At 34.9% G+C, this 372-nt stretch carries 1 protein-coding gene; it reads right to left on the bottom strand.

The features are described 5' to 3' along the window. Positions 1-187, bottom strand: a 187-nt coding sequence (locus IDG63_RS14345; protein WP_000277704.1) for a transposase, incomplete at its 3' end; no start/stop codon positions are given. Positions 188-372 lie beyond the last annotated feature (185 nt).

Below are 372 nucleotides of genomic sequence, written 5' to 3'. Positions count from 1 at the left end.
AGATGATTTTTAACATCATTTTTGGATGATAGGATGTTGCGCCACGATGATGTCTGAATTCATCGAATTCGCTATCAGGTATCGTTTCAACAATTTCATTAACATATCGCGAAATATCATTTTGAGGGATTCTAACAGAAGTTTCTATTGGTAGTGTAAGTTGGGTCATGTTATAATTTTTATACATAAGGCACCTCGTTAATTTAGTTTAGTGGTATTTATTAAATTATACGAAAGTGTCTTATTTTTTTAAAGTATTTAAAAGTAAAATTACATGTTAATACGTAGTATTAATGGCGAGACTCCTGAGGGAGCAGTGCCAGTCGAAGACCGAGGCTGAGACGGCACCCTAGGAAAGCGAAGCCATTCAAT

This window comes from Staphylococcus sp. EG-SA-14 (genome assembly GCF_017151935.1).
Lineage (GTDB): Bacteria > Bacillota > Bacilli > Staphylococcales > Staphylococcaceae > Staphylococcus > Staphylococcus aureus.
The sequence above is the reverse complement of the archived record's forward strand: the minus strand, read 5'-3'. Positions and strand labels throughout refer to the sequence as shown.